Genomic DNA, 17,062 nt, shown 5'->3' on the forward strand with positions numbered 1-17,062 from the left:
ACTTCATTTTGTTATAATCCCCAAATTTAAAAGAACCATACTAAATTAAAAGGTAATAAAATGACAACCAACAAAGCAGAGCTTGAAATCATAAAACAGCTTTTTAATGCTCTTAGTGATGATGATAAAAAATCCTTTCTAAAATCTCTTAAATCAAAAAAAGAAATAAGTAAAAAACTAAATTTTACAAGAGAATTAAAAGAATGCCCCCATTGCAAATCAACACACTTTGTAAAAAATGGTAAAGTGCAAGGCAGACAAAGATTTATGTGTATGGATTGCAAAAAAACATTTACCCATACAAATAACACTATTTTTTATGGTGTCAAAAAAGATATTAAAGTGTGGAAAAAATACATTCATTGTATGATTGAAAAATATTCTCTTAGAAAAACAGCTCAAATCTGTAATATTTCTCTTCCTACTGCTTTTGCTTGGAGACATAAGATTTTAGATAGTCTGCAAGAAATGATGAATACAATAGAACTCAATGGAATCATAGAAGCAGATGAAACTTTTTTTCCTTTATCATTCAAAGGCAATCATAAAAATTTTAATCTACCACGCTTAGCTAAGAAAAGAGGCACAGCAAACACTAAGCGTGGTTTATCAAAAGAACTTGTTTGCATACCTGTTCATCACGATGGGCTATCAGTTTGGAGAATCCCAAATCTTAGAAAACCAAAGCTCACAGATTTACAAAAGGTTATTCACAATAAAATTGCACAAGAGAGTATCTTTGTAACAGATGGTTTTAGAGCCTATCTTAAAGTTTCTCTTGATATGAATCTCAATCATATTCGTATCCCTAGAAATAGATATAAACTAGGAGCATTTAATATTCAAACAATCAATAATTATCACAGCAGATTAAAAGCTATGATAATTTACAATTTCAAAGGAGTTTCTACAAAGTATCTTAATAATTATCTTGTCTATCATAACTTTGTGAATTTTGCAAAAGAGACACAAAGAGATAAAGAGCAAATACTTCTTAATCATATAGTAAATACAAATTGTATTAGTCAGAGTGTAGAAGTGTCAAATAGATCAGCAATACCACTTTTGGTAGCGTAAATAATATGGAATAAACAATGACTAGAAAAAAAATTATTGATACAAGTGGGGCTGATTATCAAATAGAAAATATAGAAAATGGTGAATATAGTTATGTAAAAGCCTTTAAAAATAGTTGGGGAGGGGGGCGTAAAGAGCTTGAAGAATTAGTCGGACATTCAGTTAAACATTTTAAACCTGACATACGGTTTGCAAAAAATGATTTTGTGATATTGGTAGAAACAAAACAAAGATTTGCAATTGCAGATGAAGAACAGCCTAAAGAAATAGTAGTATATCATGTTATAAATATTGATGTGGGACAATATAAATGCTCTATATTGTGTTGGAATATCTTACTTAAAGTACTTATTAAAATTGATTGGTGGTAAAAATTATGACAGATAATATTCAAAGCCTCTTGGCTTCTGTGGCAACCTATAAAGTTTTTTTAAATAAAAGAAAACAACAGGATGAGATTCTTTTTATTTTTTGTCAACAGGTAATTTGTGAATATTTTTTGGCAAAACCCTTTAATTTAGGAGAACTCAATAAAAAAATTCAAGATACATTTGGATTAGACATTCCTATTTTTGCACTTCAAGATGCAATTCAAAGAAAGGGAAAGAAGTTTATTAAGAGAGATGAAACTGGTTATAAAGTGGTTAACAATGAAATAAAATCAACTTCAATTGAACTTGAAGAAACTCGCAAATCTTATTGTAATTTTTTAAAAGAAATATCACCTTTAAAAAATGATAGAAATTTTGACAAAAATCTTTATTCTTTTTTGCTTGAAGGTAATAAAGATAATAACAAGATTGATCGAGAATGGCTTTTAGATTTTAGTAAAATTTTGGAGGAACATAAAAATTTTAAGGAAAACATAGAGATTATGAAACAAGGCTTGATTCTATATGAGGGTCTATCAAATAAAATAGATGCAAAAAGAAACAATAGAGAAAAGATTATTTTATTTCTTGATACAGAAATTTTATTTCATGCTGCAGGATATAACAAGGGTGAGTATAAGAAAATTTTTGATGCCTTTTTTAAATTGGTTAAAAAATATGGATATCTTTTATTGCCCTTGCATTATACTGACATAGTTGAAAAAGAAGTTAGAGATATTTTTGAAGCAGCAAAATATCACAAAAAAAATAAAAATTTAAACTACATTCCAACATCTGTTATGGAATACTTGATGAGTAATTTTGAGGATGATGGTGCAATTGAAACAGAATAATCAAATTTCTTTTATCGGTTAAAAAAAGAATTTAATATCACTCGTTATTCTTTAAGCTATGAGGCATTACTTAAACAGAATGCAGATTATAATATTGAAGATATAACAACACGAGATAAATTTATTGAGAATGGAAAAACAGAGGAAGAAGTTGATTTTTCTTTAAAATCTTTGAGTTTTGTTAGTATGGTTAGAAAAGATAATCCTTCATATTTATTTAGCTCCAAAGCTTTGTTAATTAGTGATACAGGTCTAACAAATAGCATAGCATGGAGTGAAGAAATTATGCGTGAAAAGAAAATTCCTCTATCAAATAAGCTTGTGTTCTTTACAACAAAGTTGTGGGAGTTTTTGGAAATTAATCTTGGTGAAAAAGTGGAATGTGATATTTTTGATCCAATCTTTAATCTACATTTTATATTTAAAAAATATTTAAATGAAGATATTTTAACGCAATATGCTAGAGCTAAAGAAAACTATAAAAAGAATAAAGACCGTGAAATGTTGATACAAGAAGTAACCGATATTCAAGACAAGATGAAAACCATATCCGAATGCAATGATCTCAAAGAATTGAGAGAAATGATTATTCCTTCCCCTGAAATTGAAGAGTTTAGAAAGATAGGAGAATATAAGATTTATCGGGCTGAAAAGCGTGGTTTTGAAAAAGCGTTGGAATTAGTAAAAGCAGAACGCATTTTAAGAAGGCAGGAAACTCGCTTTTCTAGGCGTATTAAATGCAGAACTATCAAGATAAAAAGAACAATAAAAAGAATAGTAAATAATACACTGACAGCTTTTGCTAATTTTATTCAGAAGATTAAGAATCACTGGGTACTAACTATCATGGCAATCATTAGTATCATTGCCTCTTTTTACTCCAATGCAATAAAAAAAATGCTTGAATGGCTGATAGAATGATATATAAAAACCTTGAAGCAAGAAAAAAAGATTTTGTTCCACCAAATACCAAATCTATTTGTAATAATAGAACGCTAACATCTGGAAAGGCATATTTTTTATTTGATAAAGATACAGGTAAATTTTTTGGATATGCAGGGAAAGAGTGTGTAAGTCAATATACAAATACTGATTTGAGCACTATTCCAGACTTAACAAAATCACTTCTTGTAAATTTTGAAAAAAACATTAAAACTGTTGGAAATAAAACAAATCATCAATCAGTCAATAAAAATAAAGATAGAGCTGATGCGATAACCTATTTGCTTTTAAGGCAAGAAGTAATGAGTGAATTTAATGGCATTAAATATGATGTTCTTGAAAATTATTACAAAACATACATGAAGTCTCTTGAGCTTTTAGATGATGCTGTTAGACATATTTTAAATATAGAAAAGAAACTCCCAAAATTTAGATTAAACCATTTATTGACTTGTTATGCCTATGAATACAAAATAGGAGTAGCAATGGAATATGTAGCTGAAGAAAAAAAAGAGTTTTTGAAAAGCATTCAATCGCATTTAAGAAATCATTACACATTGAGTAAAGAACAAATAAATGGTTTGAAAAAGTGGTTTCAATTCATAAAATGCAAAGAAATTAGAGAAGCAAAATTACAAAGATTCTATTATCCTGAGTAGGCAGAATAGCAAATTTAAAGAAAGTATATTCTCCTCGCCACTTTGTCTCTTTTTGGGAAAGCTTATGATGGTTTAGTGGATTATGGAGCTAAAGAACATTATAGAATAAAACATTACAAAAGTGAATTTACAAAAGGAAAAAAGCATATTAATGGAATTGAAAATTTCTGGGGATATGCAAAACATAGACTTTTCAATTTAAAGGAATAAAAAAAGAGAATTTTTATTTGCATTTAAAAGAATGTGAGTTTAGATATAATACTAAAAACAATCAAGAGGATCTTTACAAAAAACTATTAAAATTGATAAGAAAAAATCCTCTTAAGTTATTTTGAGCTTAAATCATTTATAATTTTCTCTCTTAGCAAATTTAATTCTGTCGAAAATTTTTCTATTTTTTTATCTATATTGGTAAGTCTTAACATAAGATTATCTTGCTCTGCAATAAGTGGTAGTGAAATATCAATATCTAAAAGTTTTTGTTCATTGATTCTTTTGCGCCCTGTTGTTCCACTGCTTAATGAATTAAATATTTCTATATAGTAAGGTGTTTTTAAAATCATAATCAAAAATTTATCATTAACAACATTTCTATTTATATCAAAATTTAAAAAATCTGCTGTCACTATAGCATTGTCTAATTCATCATCAACTATACCAAAAGAACCATTTCTAGCATCTATTTTTGAGATTAAAAACTGCCCTTTATTGATTACAAACTGATTTTTAGTTCTTATATTTTCACCAAAAACATTATCACGCAATGATAAGCCCTTTGCTTTTGTTTTTACTCTAACCCTTTTATATAATGTTTTATCGATTATCTTAACCCTATTTAGTTTTCTTGTTAAAAAATAACTAAATTTATATTTTGGATATGAACTTACAAATTCGTTTAGTTCAACCACATTGCTTTTATAATCAAATAATTTTAGGTCTTTATAGCAAACGACTTTTGTACCTGTTTTATTTAAAACTTGAGTGTTTGTATCTATTTCTAGCACCTTGCTAATACATTCATTAATCTCTTTTTCAATTCCTATTTTTACATCTTGCAAAATTTTAATTTCATTCTCCATTGCCTTTAGATCGTTAATGATTTTGTTTTGAAAAGAAAGCGGAGGAAGTGGTATTTGCAAGGTTTTAATAAAGTTAAATTTACTCTCTGTTTTTATACCTTTGATTCGTTTTGTAGCTATGTATTCTAAATATGAGCTTTGTTTTAGTATTAAATACAAAAATTCTTTATTTATCATTTCTTCATTGATAATATAAGGCTGATAATGTGTAGAAGCATAGATTCTGCCTTCCCTGCAAATTGCAACAGCACCTTGATGAAAATTTATATTTGACACAAGTAAATCTCCATTATATACAGCATACATATCCATTCTAGTCTTTAATTCTTTTCTTAACTCAATATGTGATGAAGAAAATGGAATTTTGGCAACTATTGGTGTTATACCATCATATTCATTTGGTTTTATTTTCTCTTTTCTTGGTACTAGAATTTTTTCTAAGTATTCAAGCTTAAATTTAGATTTTAAATCCTGTGTTCCAAAATGAAAACCAGTATCCCAACGAATAAAATCCTTAAATCTAACAACTTTTACACTACTCATTAAAATTACTCCACGAGATTTTATACTCTTTTATAAACTCTTTAAATAGTGTTGCTATGCCTTTTTCTTTTATCTTTTCATCATATTTATTAGTTTTATCATCATAAACATTCTCTTTAATATCTACTAAATCATTTGCTATATTTTTACCTGTTTCACCTGTACTTGTTATACCCGTATGCTCTGCGTGAGCTAAAAAGATAGGATAATCAAAGTTCTCTTTGGCTCTTTGCCAAGCAGTGTCAATAATCTGCTTGTCTAAAATTGCCAATTCTTTTTTTGCTTTTGCTTTATCATCTTTGCCAAACTTTGCTATTTCTCCTTTTTTTACCTTATAGTCTATGATAGTTTTTAAATTTGAAATCTTGCTAGTGTTCTCATTGTATAAATCAGCTGTATGTTGTGCTACTAAATTATCCCATTTTCTCTTGTCATTGTCGCTAAACTTTTGCACGAATAAAATAGAAGTTTTTGCACTTGCTTTGCTAGATTTAAAAGTCGCTTCTCCAAGTGATACAACAGCTCTTATAAAGGCACGCCCCTCAACAAATTTACGCACATATTCAGTATCGCTTGAATTTAAAATCGTTTCAGGCAAAACTATACCAAGTCTGCCATTTGGTTTTAATAAATCCAAACAGCGATTTATAAATAAATGTTCTGTTTTATCGGCTATCAAATTTGGTTTTAACTCAAACAGACTAGCAATAGGCTTACCAATATTTGTTAGAACTTTTAATTGTGCTTTTTGATAGGTTTCTTTACCATATCTCTGGTAATATTCTTTAACATATTCGGAAAATTCGGCTTTTGGAACTATTTTTTCATTTGGATTGTCTGCTAGTTCATTTTGAGTAGCAAATCGCATAACACTATTCTCTGGCTCTATCAAATCATCTTTACTCACTTGTGAACCAAATGGTGGATTTGTAAGGATAACATCAAAACGATTTTCAAAGATACCATTTACATTTAAAAGTCCATCGTGTTCGTGGATACCACCGTGTCCATCTCCGTGCATAATCATATTCATTTTGGAAGTTTGTGCCATTCTAGGCGAAGCATCAGTGCCAAATATACAAAGATTTGATAGTTTGTGAAGCCTTGTACCATTTTTTGTATTGTCTAGTTCTTTTTGCAATTTGTCATACTCATCTTTCAAACGCTTTGCTTGTTCGTTCGTAATATCTTCATCTTCCTTATCTCTTAATAAATCTCTTTTAAATTTTTCATACTTGTTAACAATATCCTTTTGAATATCGTGCCTAATCTTATTAAAAATATTGATTAAAAATCCTCCACTTCCACTACTTGGATCACAACAAACTTCATTTTCACAAGGATTTACAACTTCTACCATAAAATCAACCACGCTTCGCGGTGTAAAAAATTGTCCTAGTTCTCCACGAAATGTAATGCCCAAAAACTTCTCATAAGCTATACCTTTGATGTCTACAGAAGTAAGTGATAGATTATAAATTTCAAGCTCTTTGATAATTTTTTTCGTTGTAGTTTCTTTTAATTTAATCTCATCGGTGCTTAGAAAAATTTGATCTTTTGCAAATCCTTTCTTTGTGTTTTCAAAAAGCGTTTTTATGGCAGTAGAATTTGGAGCAACCATAGGACTATTTTGTATATTATCTATATATGCAAGAGTAAAAACATTCTCTTTAAGTTCATTTTTTAAAAGAACTCTTTCAACATACACTTTCATAAACAGTACTTTTGAAATTTCATCAAAAGCATCAGCAGGATCTAGTTTATCCGCACTTCTTATTATGTTGTGGCACTTATCAAGCAGTTTAGCAAATTCATCTTCTTTAAAAGCAACAAGGGAGTTTAATAAACTTTCTACTTGTTTATCACTATCACCATTTTTTGGAATATTGGAAATCTCAATAGTATGTCCAGGCATTTTGTCTTTTATGACTTTAAAAAATCTAGTTTCTTTTGAGTTGTGTGTCACAAAAAATGGAGCATTTGTATATCTTGCATAATTTTCGCCTTGATAATAATCATTTGTATCAATCGTAATATTATCAGCCTTACACTCTATGATAATAAGAGGAGTCTTGCTATTGTTTTTATCATCGATACTTCGCCAAATGACTATATCAGCTCTTGCATTGCCTCCTCCTCGTACATTTTTAGATACTGACAATTCCTCTTCCATTTGATTTAGGTCATAACCATATTCATTTACAAGTTTGCATACGAAATTTTGACGAACTATTTCTTCAGGTTTCGAAACAAGCCATTTTTGTCTTATATAACTATAAATATCACCTTGATCATTAAAATTTATTTCTAGCATATCCATTTCCTTATTTTTTATCTGCATTTATAGCAATACTTTGAATGAAATTTTAATTTATTTTATAAGATTTAATATGTTTATACTCAAAAACAATATTATTTTGTATAAACATTATTGCTTCTCCCCATTATCATATCGTCTAATTCATTGAAAAAGATTTTAAGCTCTAAAACCATCTGTTACAAAGATACTCTCTTGTGCAATTTTATTGTGAATAACCTTTTGTAAATCTGTGAGCTTTGGTTTTCTAAGATTTGGGATTCTCCAAACTGATAGCCCATCGTGATGAACAGGTATGCAAACAAGTTCTTTTGATAAACCACGCTTAGTGTTTGCTGTGCCTCTTTTCTTAGCTAAGCGTGGTAGATTAAAATTTTTATGATTGCCTTTGAATGATAAAGGAAAAAAAGTTTCATCTGCTTCTATGATTCCATTGAGTTCTATTGTATTCATCATTTCTTGCAGACTATCTAAAATCTTATGTCTCCAAGCAAAAGCAGTAGGAAGAGAAATATTACAGATTTGAGCTGTTTTTCTAAGAGAATATTTTTCAATCATACAATGAATGTATTTTTTCCACACTTTAATATCTTTTTTGACACCATAAAAAATAGTGTTATTTGTATGGGTAAATGTTTTTTTGCAATCCATACACATAAATCTTTGTCTGCCTTGCACTTTACCATTTTTTACAAAGTGTGTTGATTTGCAATGGGGGCATTCTTTTAATTCTCTTGTAAAATTTAGTTTTTTACTTATTTCTTTTTTTGATTTAAGAGATTTTAGAAAGGATTTTTTATCATCATCACTAAGAGCATTAAAAAGCTGTTTTATGATTTCAAGCTCTGCTTTGTTGGTTGTCATTTTATTACCTTTTAATTTAGTATGGTTCTTTTAAATTTGGGGATTATAACAAAATGAAGTTTAAAAATCAATAGTTTATTGTAACAGAGCCTTGTAATAATAAGGTTTGATGTGTGTGTGTTGTAATGCCGAGAAAAATAATCCCCAGTGAGATTGATGTTTTGCTTGACGGATTCTAAGATAGCTTTTCTAGGCACAAAAATGATGAATTTGTTTTGATGATATTCTTTGTGTAGCTCAAAAAGATTGTGTTGAGATAAGTGAAAGTTTTGCCTGTGCCTGTTTCCATCAAAATATCAATATTTCTGCGATTGCTTAGGGTTTGGATAGGTTGAGGGGTGTGAGAGTAGAAATGCTCAAAACACTTTTTTAGGCTTGCTGTATCGTGTGTGTCAAAATCAAAATCTTTGAGAAGTGTGATGATGTTATTGATACAATCTTGTTGATATTGTTGGGTTTCAAAAATCATTGATCTCTCGTCTTGTTATTTATATGGATTTTGAATTCTAGCAAACTATGAATAATTTCCCAAAAGCAATCTGCATTTATGCAAGGATAGAAAAATGCCAAGGCTGATGGGGGCTACAAAAAATTTCAGACAGCAAACATTGTGATAAAATTCTCTATCAAAACTTATACCAATCTAAAGGATAAAAACTATGGGACGAGCATTTGAATACAGACGCGCAGCCAAAGAAAAACGATGGGATAAAATGAGCAAAATTTTTCCCAAACTTGCCAAAGCCATCACCGTGGCAGCCAAAGAGGGTGGTAGCGATCCTGACATGAATGCCAAACTACGCACAGCCATCGCCAATGCCAAGGCACAAAATATGCCAAAAGACAACATCGAATCAGCCATCAAACGCGCAAGTGGCAAAGATGGCGTTTTCACAGAGATTACCTATGAGGGCAAAGCGGCTAATGGGGTGCTAATCATGATTGAATGCACCACAGACAATCCCACTCGCACAATCGCCAACCTCAAAAGCTACTTCAACAAAACGCCAGGTGCTTCAATTGTGCCAAATGGCTCATTAGAGTTTATGTTTTCACGCAAAAGTGTCTTTGAGTTTGAGAATCCAACAATCGATCTAGAAGAACTTGAGTTGGCACTCATTGATTATGGATTGGACGAGCTTGAGAGCGTAGAGATCGAGGGCAAAACTTCTTATATCGCCTATGGTGATTACAGCGATTTTGGCAAACTCAATGAGGGCTTTGAGGCTTTGGGGATTGAAGTGTGCAAAGCCAATCTACAGCGTATCCCCAACAATCCCATCACACTCACTGAAGAACAAATACTTGAAAGTGAAAAATTGTTAGACAAAATCGAAGAAGACGACGATGTTCAGGCGGTTTATACAAATATCCAATAATCAAGGCTAGGATGAGATCCTAGCTCATTTATTCCCCCTACCCCCATTTCTTGCTAATGCAAATCTTTCCAAACTCTACGCTTCCAAAGATAAGCTATCACAGCCATAATGGCAGAATAAAGCATTAGCTTGATTCCCAAAGACTCTCTCTCTGCTTTTTTGGGATCTGCGATTTCTTCCATATAAGACAAGACTTGCTTCTCTGCCTTTTCGCTCAATCCTACGCGTGGCATAGAGGTTCCGGGAAGCATTTTTTGAGGATCATTGATGAATAGCTCCAAATAATGCGCACCCTTACTTCTAAACATCATCGAAAGATCTGGTGCGGGTGCTCCAAGATACTCTTGCACAAGCTTTGATGGGGTTGCTACTTGAATCCCTTTGAGCCCATTGATTCCGTCATATTTCATCTCGTGACATCTCGAACAAGCTTGGACAAACACCTCTCGGTTGCTCATTTCTTGAGGAGCAATACTCTTGAGATATGCCACAATATCAGCGATTTGCTGATCATCAAGCGTGCCGGCAATAACACTCATTTGGTAGAGATCTTCTTTGCCCTCAAGTTTTTTGTCAAGCATTGCCACTTTGAGTGGATCTTTCAAAAACGCACTCAAAAATTCAGGAGCATACAAATAACCCATCTCTTTCAAATCTGGTCCTTGAACTCCATCAGCATTACGCGCTTTCAATTCATTCTCTGGAGTTGTGACATTATGGCACCCTGCACAATTATTCTCCACAAGCACCTTGCCTGATTCTGCATTGCCTGGCAACATCACCTGCAAATCTTTCACATCTTTGAATTGATAATCTGCTGGTGCTTTTTTGGGATGAAACACAGAGTGAGCAAGGGGTTCAACGCCCCAATAAATCACTCCAACAATCACAACTAGAATCGCCAAAATCTTTATTTCCCTCATTTAACACCTCCTTTTTCACATCTTGTAATCAATGGGAGCATAATAAACAACCCGATAAATATCACCGAAGCACCGAAGCCAACCCATACATTCGCCCCCTCCGGAGGAAGTTTCCCAAAAATTGTCAAGACAATCATATCCACAAGCAACAACACAAACCAGATGAAAAATGCTGGACGCTTGTGTGCAGGATCCACGACATGACTGCGATCCAAAAATGGCAATAAGAAAAATATCACATTAGCCAATCCAAACATCGCAAGACCAAAATCTGCACTAAAGAAAAAGCCTCTCAAAATTTCATAGCTCCACAAAAAATACCATTCTGGATAAATATGTGCGGGGGTTTTGAGATTGTCTGCAGGATCGAAGTTGATTGGATCAAGGGCAAAACCATAGTTATAGCACACAAGGAAAAAGAACAATGTCAAGAAAATAAAGACAACAAAAATATCTTTGGATAAAAATGCGGGCCAAAATGGAATCACTTTTGATTCTTTTTTCTGTCCTTCCATATATTTTTTGGCTTCAAGTTCAAAATCAAGATGCTCGCCCTCTTCATTATTCACATGTGGCACCCTCAAAGTATAGAAATGCAACGCAATAACGCTCAAAATCAATACAGGCAACAAGCAAACATGCAACATAAAAAATCTTGTCAATGTCGCATCTGCCACACTATAATCCCCTCTAATCCACTCGACAACATCAGGTCCAATAAAAGGAATCCCACCAAAAAGATTGGTAATCACCACAGCAGCCCAATAGCTCATCTGCCCCCAAGGCAACATATATCCACTGAAAGCCTCTGCAGAAAAGAGAACAAACAAAAGCATTCCGCTAATCCAAATAATCTCTCTTCCTTTTTTGTAAGAGCCATAATAAATCCCTACAAACATATGGATATAAATGATCAAAAACACCATACTCGCACTGACTGCGTGAATGTTACGCCACAACCAACCATAAGCCACCTCTGTCATAATCGTGTAATTCACGCTATTAAAAGCAAGATTGGTATCAGGTTTGTAATACATCAACAAAAACAATCCAGAAACAAAAAGCATTGTAAATAGCACAAGCAGCACCACACCCATCGCCCAAAGAAAATTGATGTTTTTTGGGACCCAATATTCTGTCATCAAAACTTTTGTAAGCGTTCTGATTGCGATTCTTTGATCAAGCCAATCAATCAACCCATTTGCCTTTTTGATTTCAGCCATTATTTACCTCCTTTAATTGCAAGTTGCTGATATTCTTCTCCAGCTTCACCCAAAAGCAATTTTTTGCCGCCATCAATCAGTTTGAATGGTGGTATCTCCATTGGCACAGGAGGTGGCGTTCCGGGCTCATTGATCCCTGATGAATTGAAGCGTCCTCCATGACATGCACACAAAAATTCCTTTTTGCTTGATTCGTATCCGGGGATACATCCCAAATGTGTGCAGATCTGAACTCCGATCGTATAAATTGCATCACCGATTTTGATATTCCTTTTTCCTAAAAACTTTTCTGCATCCGGATCATCTTTTGCCATCCTAAGAATATATACAGGCTTCTTTCTCCATTCTACGGTCATGATTTCCCCCTCTTGCAACGCAGAAATATCAACCGTTGTAAAACCCGCAGATACCACACTTGGAAGTGGATCCCAAGTTTTTTTCATTGCAATCAGCGAAGCCACTGCACCAAAGGCAACGCCACCACCAAGAGCCATACCGATAAAATCTCGTCTTTGATTTTCAGACATCCTCTCTACACTCCTTCTGTCAATTTTTGGTCCTCCAAAAATTTATCAATCATCATCTCCATTGCCAATCCAACAACAAAAACTCAGCTAAAAATTTTAGAAAAACTCTTAATTTTAGCTAAAAAAAACAATGTGAGACACACAACTGATATAATCCACCAACCATTTGCTACTTATATGCAACAATGCTACTTATATGCAACAAAAGGATTGACATTGAATACATTGATCACACAATCTCACAAGCAAATCATTAACGCGATGATTAGATTTTTGAAAACTCAAACCAAAAAACGCGGATTTTCTCGCGTCGTTTATGGTCTTAGTGGGGGTTTGGATAGTGCGATTGTCGGGAGATTGTCCCAAATGGCATTTGGCAAAAACGCCACGGCACTTCTAATGCCCACAAGCCTAAGCTCCAAAGAGAATCTACAAGACGCACGCGATTTTACCAATCACTTCGACATCCCCCACCATATTATCAGCCTATCAGACTATGAGCCTATCTTGCAAAAATACCCCAAAATGAGCAAAGAGCGTTTTGGCAATCTGTGTGCCAGACTAAGGATGATGATACTCTATGACTACTCTGCACAAGAACATGCCCTAGTTGTTGGCACAAGCAACAAAACAGAACGCATATTGGGCTATGGCACCATTTATGGTGATCTAGCCTATGCTATCAATCCGATTGGCAATTTTTACAAAACAGAGCTTTTTGAACTTGCTCATCATCTTGAGATTCCGCACTCTATCATCCACAAAAAACCAAGTGCAGATCTCTTTGAGGGGCAGACCGATGAGGAGGATTTGGGCTTCTCATACCAAGAAATTGACCATTTGTTACAAAAAATTGAAGAGCGAAAATTAAATTTGTATAAGACAGATGTAATTTTTGATATGATTCGGGGCGAATTTTCACAATCTTTGCTTAGCAGTGTTTTAACGAGGATTAGCAAGAATAGCTTTAAAAACAAGGGTCCAAGTATTTTTACTTCACGCACCCACAAAAGTAAGGAGTCAGCACAATGAATACAAATATCCCGTTTTTTTTATACGATATTCACACCGATGATTTGCCATCCATTTCACAGACTATTTTGAATTATTCCACATCCGACTCGAATCGACAAAAAAAACCCATAGATTATGTGGAATTATTGGAGCAAAAAACTCAAGAAATCACACAAGTCAAACATTCTGTTGTCGTGCGTTCAAAAATCTCTGCACTCCTACTTGCGTTGCAAACAATAGGTATCAAACGCAACCATCGCGTCATTTGCTCTGTCTATTGCCACCCATTTGTGCCAGAGTGTATCCGATATTTTGAAGCAGAACCAATCTTTGTGGATATTCATCCAGAAAACCTAGCAATGCTGCCAGAGAAATGCGAAGAGATTTTGACCAAAAAAGCAGGGAAAAAAGACGATCGTATCAAAGCAATCATTGTGTCTCATATTGGCGGAATGCTTTGTGATATGGAGCCTTTTTACAAAATCAAAGATGAATACAATATAGGCATTATCGAAGATATCAGCTCATCCATTTGGCTCAAAAATACAAAAGGGAATTTTGTAGGATCAGATCTTAGGACAGATTTCACTATCCTCTCCTATCTCCCAAGTATGAAGGGCAAATTGTTTCTTGCCGGAGCAGTTCTCACAAACAATGCTATTTTTGCAGAAAAATGTCGGACACTACGCTACCACTCTTATATCGGAGAAAATGCCAATAGTGGCTTGTTTTATGATGTTATCGATATGAGCTTAGATCATTCTGTGTCCATCGTTTCTGCACACCTTGCATATCTCACTTGCAAACAATATGCAGAGCAAGAGCTAAGACGCAAAGAGATTGCAAAAATGTATCAAGAAGGCTTGTCGGACTTAGAAGGCGTGATGCTTCCTCAAGAAAAAGAAACCAATATCTACTCTCTATTTATTGTGAGATTCAACAAAGGTCGCGACAGAATCGCCTCACAACTCAAAGAAGCAGGGATCGAAACGATGTTGCATTTCATCCCAATCAACTTCTTAAGCTATTACAAAAACAAATTTGAACTAAAAGTTACGCAATTCCCAAATGCCCTTGATGTCTATCAAGAGGCACTCTCTCTGCCCATTTATTTGGGAATGTCTGATGATGATGTAACGCAAGTGATTCAGGCAATTAGAAATATCTTGAAGGCTGACAAGGAGTAATGCGTCTTATTGATCGATATTTTTACAAACCTCTATGGTGGCAAAAGATTCTTATCTTTCTTTTGTTGCCTATTTCTTATTTTTATTGCCTATGTGCATACCTCAAAAGAAAATTATCGACAAAGCTTGATTTTGGCATTCCTATCATCAGTGTTGGCAACCTAGTCGTCGGAGGCAGTGGCAAAACACCTTTCATCATACAAATAGCCAACGCCTTCCCCGATCGCAAAATCGCCATTATTTCTAGAGGCTACAAGCGTAAAAGCAAAGGATTGGTCATAGTGTCCAATCAAGGCACCATACAATGCAGTCCTCAAGAATCAGGCGATGAGCCCTATTTGATCGCCCAAAGCGTGAAACACGCAACGGTCATTGTTTGCAAAAATCGCAAACAGGCGATTTTACAAGCCAAAGAAATGAGAAATGAAATCGTATTTTTGGATGATGGATTCCGATTTAATTTCAAAAAATTAAACATTGTCCTCAAGCCCAAACTTCAGCCGTATTATCCTTTTTGTCTCCCTAGTGGAATGTATCGAGAATGGAAACATCTTGATCAAGAAGCTGATCTAGTCATACAAGAAGGCGAGGATTATGTTCGTGAAGTCAGTGTCAAAAACGCAACCAAGCGTATGCTCCTTGTGACAGCCATTGCTAGCCCCTCAAGACTTGAGGAATTCTTGCCAGATGTCGTAGGCAAAATCTACTACCCCGATCACGCCACTTTCCAAACAAAAGAGCTTCAAGAAAAGATTCAGCAATACAATGCCACAAGCCTACTCATCACTTCCAAAGATTATGTCAAGCTCAAGGACACGGGATTTGAGCTTAGCCTTTTGGAACTTCAGCTACGCATCAAAGATAGCGTTTTGCAAACGATTGCAACTTATATTCAAGGAGAACTGAGCAATGAAAGCCCCACACTTTAGCCTTCCCAATCAAGATGGGATGATGACTTCCCTACAAAACTTATTGCATCGCACACTTGTGCTTTATTTCTATCCCAAAGACAACACGGCAGGTTGCACCTTGGAAGCTCAAGATTTTACGCAACTCATTGGTGAGTTTGACAAATGCCAAACAAACATCGTGGGAATCAGTCCCGATAGTGTCAAAAGCCATAAGAATTTTATCGCCAAACACGATCTTGGGATTATGTTGCTTAGCGACGGAGACAAAAGTGTCAGTGCTCAATATGGTGCCTTTGGCGAGAAAAAACTTTATGGCAAAACCTATCAGGGGATCATACGCTCCACTTTTGTGATTGCCCAAAATGGCGACATACTGCACTCTTGGAAAAATGTCAAAGCCAAAAATCACGCCAAAGAAGTTTTGGAATGGATTCAACACCACAGACCCTAATCCCCCAATCAACTAAAAGACTAGATTGTTGCCCCTCCTCTAGTCGCACCCTCCCAAAGCCATATTTTCTAGCAAGATAAATTGCACAAAGCTTTTTGATCCTCACAAAAGTTTCTGTATCTCAACACACCAACCTATCTTATAAAAATCTTATGCTTTTGCCCTAAGATTGACAACAAATAGACTTCTCTCATCCAAAAATCACTTTGTGATACTCAAACTTAGCTTGAGTTTTCAAAATCAGGTTTAGCCCCCCCACAAACCAACTTCAACAAAAAATCCAATCCCACAAAAATAACCGACAAGCATTGTCTTGCTTCAAAGGGATTAGCGGTATGATTACCTACCTCTAATCTTAGGTTTAAATGCCCCCATAAGAATTTCAATCAACAATGGCAACGCATTGTTTTGCCCTACAATCCTCCTGCTTAAGAAACTCATGGCTCAACACCCCGGCTTCTACAGATTGTTTTGCAAGCTCTAGCATTTGAGGTATCATCGGAATCAAAAACACATTCCACACTTTCCCCCGAGCACATTGCACCAATCACGATATGAGAAAGTATCCCGCCTACATACATAATATTTGCAATCTCACCCAAAAACGCAACAACTTTGTTCAACTTCTCTCCTTCAGTATGAATTAGAAGGCATTATAACATTTTTACAATACTTGCCCCAAACCCACCCAATCCACCTAAATTCCGCAAAATCACACCAAACCCAGAGCATTGACAAGCA

16 protein-coding genes and 3 pseudogenes are annotated in these 17,062 nt (G+C 34.2%); 11 read left to right on the plus strand and 8 right to left on the minus strand.

Translation table 11 applies throughout. From position 1 onward, the window contains the following. The first annotated feature begins 60 nt into the window (after positions 1-60). The 6 genes and pseudogenes from BBW65_RS02425 to BBW65_RS08000 all read left to right on the plus strand — a co-directional run. On the plus strand, positions 61-1,077 hold the full coding sequence (locus BBW65_RS02425; RefSeq protein ID WP_066339199.1) for an IS1595 family transposase: 1,017 nt from the start codon (positions 61-63) through the stop codon (positions 1,075-1,077). Between the two features lie 17 nt (positions 1,078-1,094). Then, a complete protein-coding gene (locus tag BBW65_RS02430) occupies positions 1,095-1,448 on the plus strand; it encodes a hypothetical protein (RefSeq protein ID WP_066339201.1) in 354 nt (117 codons plus the stop codon). A 5-nt stretch (positions 1,449-1,453) separates the two neighbouring features. Continuing rightward, positions 1,454-2,302 carry a hypothetical protein gene (locus BBW65_RS02435; RefSeq protein ID WP_066339205.1) on the plus strand — a complete coding sequence of 283 codons (849 nt, stop codon included), beginning with the start codon at positions 1,454-1,456 and terminating at the stop codon, positions 2,300-2,302. A 186-nt stretch (positions 2,303-2,488) separates the two neighbouring features. Next, complete coding sequence (locus BBW65_RS02440) at positions 2,489-3,223, plus strand: hypothetical protein (RefSeq protein WP_199919461.1); 735 nt, start codon at positions 2,489-2,491, stop codon at positions 3,221-3,223. Then, complete coding sequence (locus BBW65_RS02445; protein ID WP_066339210.1) at positions 3,220-3,903, plus strand: hypothetical protein; 684 nt, start codon at positions 3,220-3,222, stop codon at positions 3,901-3,903. The genes BBW65_RS02440 and BBW65_RS02445 overlap by 4 nt, the downstream gene beginning before the upstream one ends. 57 nt (positions 3,904-3,960) lie before the next feature. Next, positions 3,961-4,238 (plus strand): annotated as a pseudogene (locus BBW65_RS08000) (transposase); the annotation flags it as partial. On the opposite strand, the gene BBW65_RS02450 reads toward BBW65_RS08000, so the two are convergent. The 4 genes and pseudogenes from BBW65_RS02450 to BBW65_RS07780 all read right to left on the minus strand — a co-directional run. Continuing rightward, positions 4,230-5,525 carry a restriction endonuclease subunit S gene (locus BBW65_RS02450; protein WP_066339212.1) on the minus strand — a complete coding sequence of 432 codons (1,296 nt, stop codon included), beginning with the start codon at positions 5,523-5,525 and terminating at the stop codon, positions 4,230-4,232. The pseudogene BBW65_RS08000 and the gene BBW65_RS02450 sit on opposite strands and share 9 nt — an antisense overlap. Then, on the minus strand, positions 5,518-7,839 hold the full coding sequence (locus BBW65_RS02455) for an N-6 DNA methylase (RefSeq protein ID WP_233702088.1): 2,322 nt from the start codon (positions 7,837-7,839) through the stop codon (positions 5,518-5,520). Before BBW65_RS02455 ends, BBW65_RS02450 begins: the two co-directional genes overlap by 8 nt. A 165-nt stretch (positions 7,840-8,004) precedes the next feature. Then, positions 8,005-8,706: pseudogene (locus tag BBW65_RS02460) on the minus strand (IS1595 family transposase); the annotation flags it as partial. Positions 8,707-8,816: 110 nt separating this feature from the next. Further along, positions 8,817-9,175: pseudogene (locus BBW65_RS07780) on the minus strand (DEAD/DEAH box helicase family protein); the annotation flags it as partial. A gap of 190 nt (positions 9,176-9,365) precedes the next feature. Between BBW65_RS07780 and BBW65_RS02470 the strand changes: the two are divergent. After that, positions 9,366-10,085, plus strand: a complete 720-nt coding sequence (locus tag BBW65_RS02470; RefSeq protein ID WP_066339232.1) for a YebC/PmpR family DNA-binding transcriptional regulator — start codon at positions 9,366-9,368, stop codon at positions 10,083-10,085. A 53-nt stretch (positions 10,086-10,138) separates the two neighbouring features. On the opposite strand, the gene BBW65_RS02475 is transcribed toward BBW65_RS02470, so the two are convergent. Genes BBW65_RS02475 through petA form a run of 3 tightly spaced genes read right to left on the minus strand, consistent with a single transcriptional unit; the run spans position 10,139 to position 12,758 of the window. Continuing rightward, positions 10,139-11,008: a c-type cytochrome gene (locus BBW65_RS02475; protein WP_066339234.1), complete on the minus strand. Its 870-nt coding sequence runs from the start codon at positions 11,006-11,008 to the stop codon at positions 10,139-10,141. Continuing rightward, a complete protein-coding gene (locus BBW65_RS02480; protein WP_066339236.1) occupies positions 11,005-12,231 on the minus strand; it encodes a cytochrome b in 1,227 nt (408 codons plus the stop codon). The genes BBW65_RS02475 and BBW65_RS02480 overlap by 4 nt, the downstream gene beginning before the upstream one ends. After that, the gene (gene petA, locus BBW65_RS02485) at positions 12,231-12,758 is read right to left on the minus strand and encodes a ubiquinol-cytochrome c reductase iron-sulfur subunit (RefSeq protein WP_066339238.1); all 528 of its coding nucleotides are present in this window, start codon (positions 12,756-12,758) and stop codon (positions 12,231-12,233) included. The genes BBW65_RS02480 and petA overlap by 1 nt, the downstream gene beginning before the upstream one ends. Before the next feature lie 228 nt (positions 12,759-12,986). On the opposite strand from petA, the gene BBW65_RS02490 reads away from it, so the two are divergent. Genes BBW65_RS02490 through bcp form a run of 4 tightly spaced genes read left to right on the plus strand, consistent with a single transcriptional unit; the run spans position 12,987 to position 16,321 of the window. After that, positions 12,987-13,790, plus strand: a complete 804-nt coding sequence (locus BBW65_RS02490) for an NAD+ synthase (RefSeq protein ID WP_066341777.1) — start codon at positions 12,987-12,989, stop codon at positions 13,788-13,790. After that, positions 13,787-14,959 (plus strand): DegT/DnrJ/EryC1/StrS family aminotransferase, encoded by a 1,173-nt coding sequence (locus BBW65_RS02495; RefSeq protein ID WP_066339240.1) that lies wholly within the window; start codon positions 13,787-13,789, stop codon positions 14,957-14,959. Before BBW65_RS02490 ends, BBW65_RS02495 begins: the two co-directional genes overlap by 4 nt. Then, complete coding sequence (locus BBW65_RS02500) at positions 14,959-15,888, plus strand: tetraacyldisaccharide 4'-kinase (RefSeq protein WP_066339241.1); 930 nt, start codon at positions 14,959-14,961, stop codon at positions 15,886-15,888. Before BBW65_RS02495 ends, BBW65_RS02500 begins: the two co-directional genes overlap by 1 nt. Beyond that, positions 15,869-16,321: a thioredoxin-dependent thiol peroxidase gene (gene bcp / locus BBW65_RS02505; protein ID WP_066339246.1), complete on the plus strand. Its 453-nt coding sequence runs from the start codon at positions 15,869-15,871 to the stop codon at positions 16,319-16,321. The genes BBW65_RS02500 and bcp overlap by 20 nt, the downstream gene beginning before the upstream one ends. Before the next feature lie 437 nt (positions 16,322-16,758). Here bcp and BBW65_RS07845 read toward each other — a convergent pair whose 3' ends face one another. Continuing rightward, positions 16,759-16,944, minus strand: a complete 186-nt coding sequence (locus BBW65_RS07845; RefSeq protein WP_066339249.1) for a hypothetical protein — start codon at positions 16,942-16,944, stop codon at positions 16,759-16,761. Between the last annotated feature and the right edge of the window lie 118 nt (positions 16,945-17,062).

Source organism: Helicobacter enhydrae, assembly GCF_001693335.1.
In the GTDB taxonomy this organism is placed as follows: domain Bacteria; phylum Campylobacterota; class Campylobacteria; order Campylobacterales; family Helicobacteraceae; genus Helicobacter_G; species Helicobacter_G enhydrae.

Coding starts and splice junctions, on each gene's coding strand:
- petA (WP_066339238.1), bottom strand. CDS start 12,758: ATGTCTGAAAATCAAAGACGAGATTTTATCGGTATGGCTCTTGGTGGT.
- BBW65_RS02470 (WP_066339232.1), top strand. CDS start 9,366: ATGGGACGAGCATTTGAATACAGACGCGCAGCCAAAGAAAAACGATGG.
- BBW65_RS02440 (WP_199919461.1), top strand. CDS start 2,489: ATGGTTAGAAAAGATAATCCTTCATATTTATTTAGCTCCAAAGCTTTG.
- BBW65_RS02435 (WP_066339205.1), top strand. CDS start 1,454: ATGACAGATAATATTCAAAGCCTCTTGGCTTCTGTGGCAACCTATAAA.
- BBW65_RS02500 (WP_066339241.1), top strand. CDS start 14,959: ATGCGTCTTATTGATCGATATTTTTACAAACCTCTATGGTGGCAAAAG.
- BBW65_RS02495 (WP_066339240.1), top strand. CDS start 13,787: ATGAATACAAATATCCCGTTTTTTTTATACGATATTCACACCGATGAT.
- BBW65_RS02450 (WP_066339212.1), bottom strand. CDS start 5,525: ATGAGTAGTGTAAAAGTTGTTAGATTTAAGGATTTTATTCGTTGGGAT.
- BBW65_RS02475 (WP_066339234.1), bottom strand. CDS start 11,008: ATGAGGGAAATAAAGATTTTGGCGATTCTAGTTGTGATTGTTGGAGTG.
- BBW65_RS02480 (WP_066339236.1), bottom strand. CDS start 12,231: ATGGCTGAAATCAAAAAGGCAAATGGGTTGATTGATTGGCTTGATCAA.
- BBW65_RS02430 (WP_066339201.1), top strand. CDS start 1,095: ATGACTAGAAAAAAAATTATTGATACAAGTGGGGCTGATTATCAAATA.
- BBW65_RS02445 (WP_066339210.1), top strand. CDS start 3,220: ATGATATATAAAAACCTTGAAGCAAGAAAAAAAGATTTTGTTCCACCA.
- bcp (WP_066339246.1), top strand. CDS start 15,869: ATGAAAGCCCCACACTTTAGCCTTCCCAATCAAGATGGGATGATGACT.
- BBW65_RS02455 (WP_233702088.1), bottom strand. CDS start 7,839: ATGCTAGAAATAAATTTTAATGATCAAGGTGATATTTATAGTTATATA.
- BBW65_RS02425 (WP_066339199.1), top strand. CDS start 61: ATGACAACCAACAAAGCAGAGCTTGAAATCATAAAACAGCTTTTTAAT.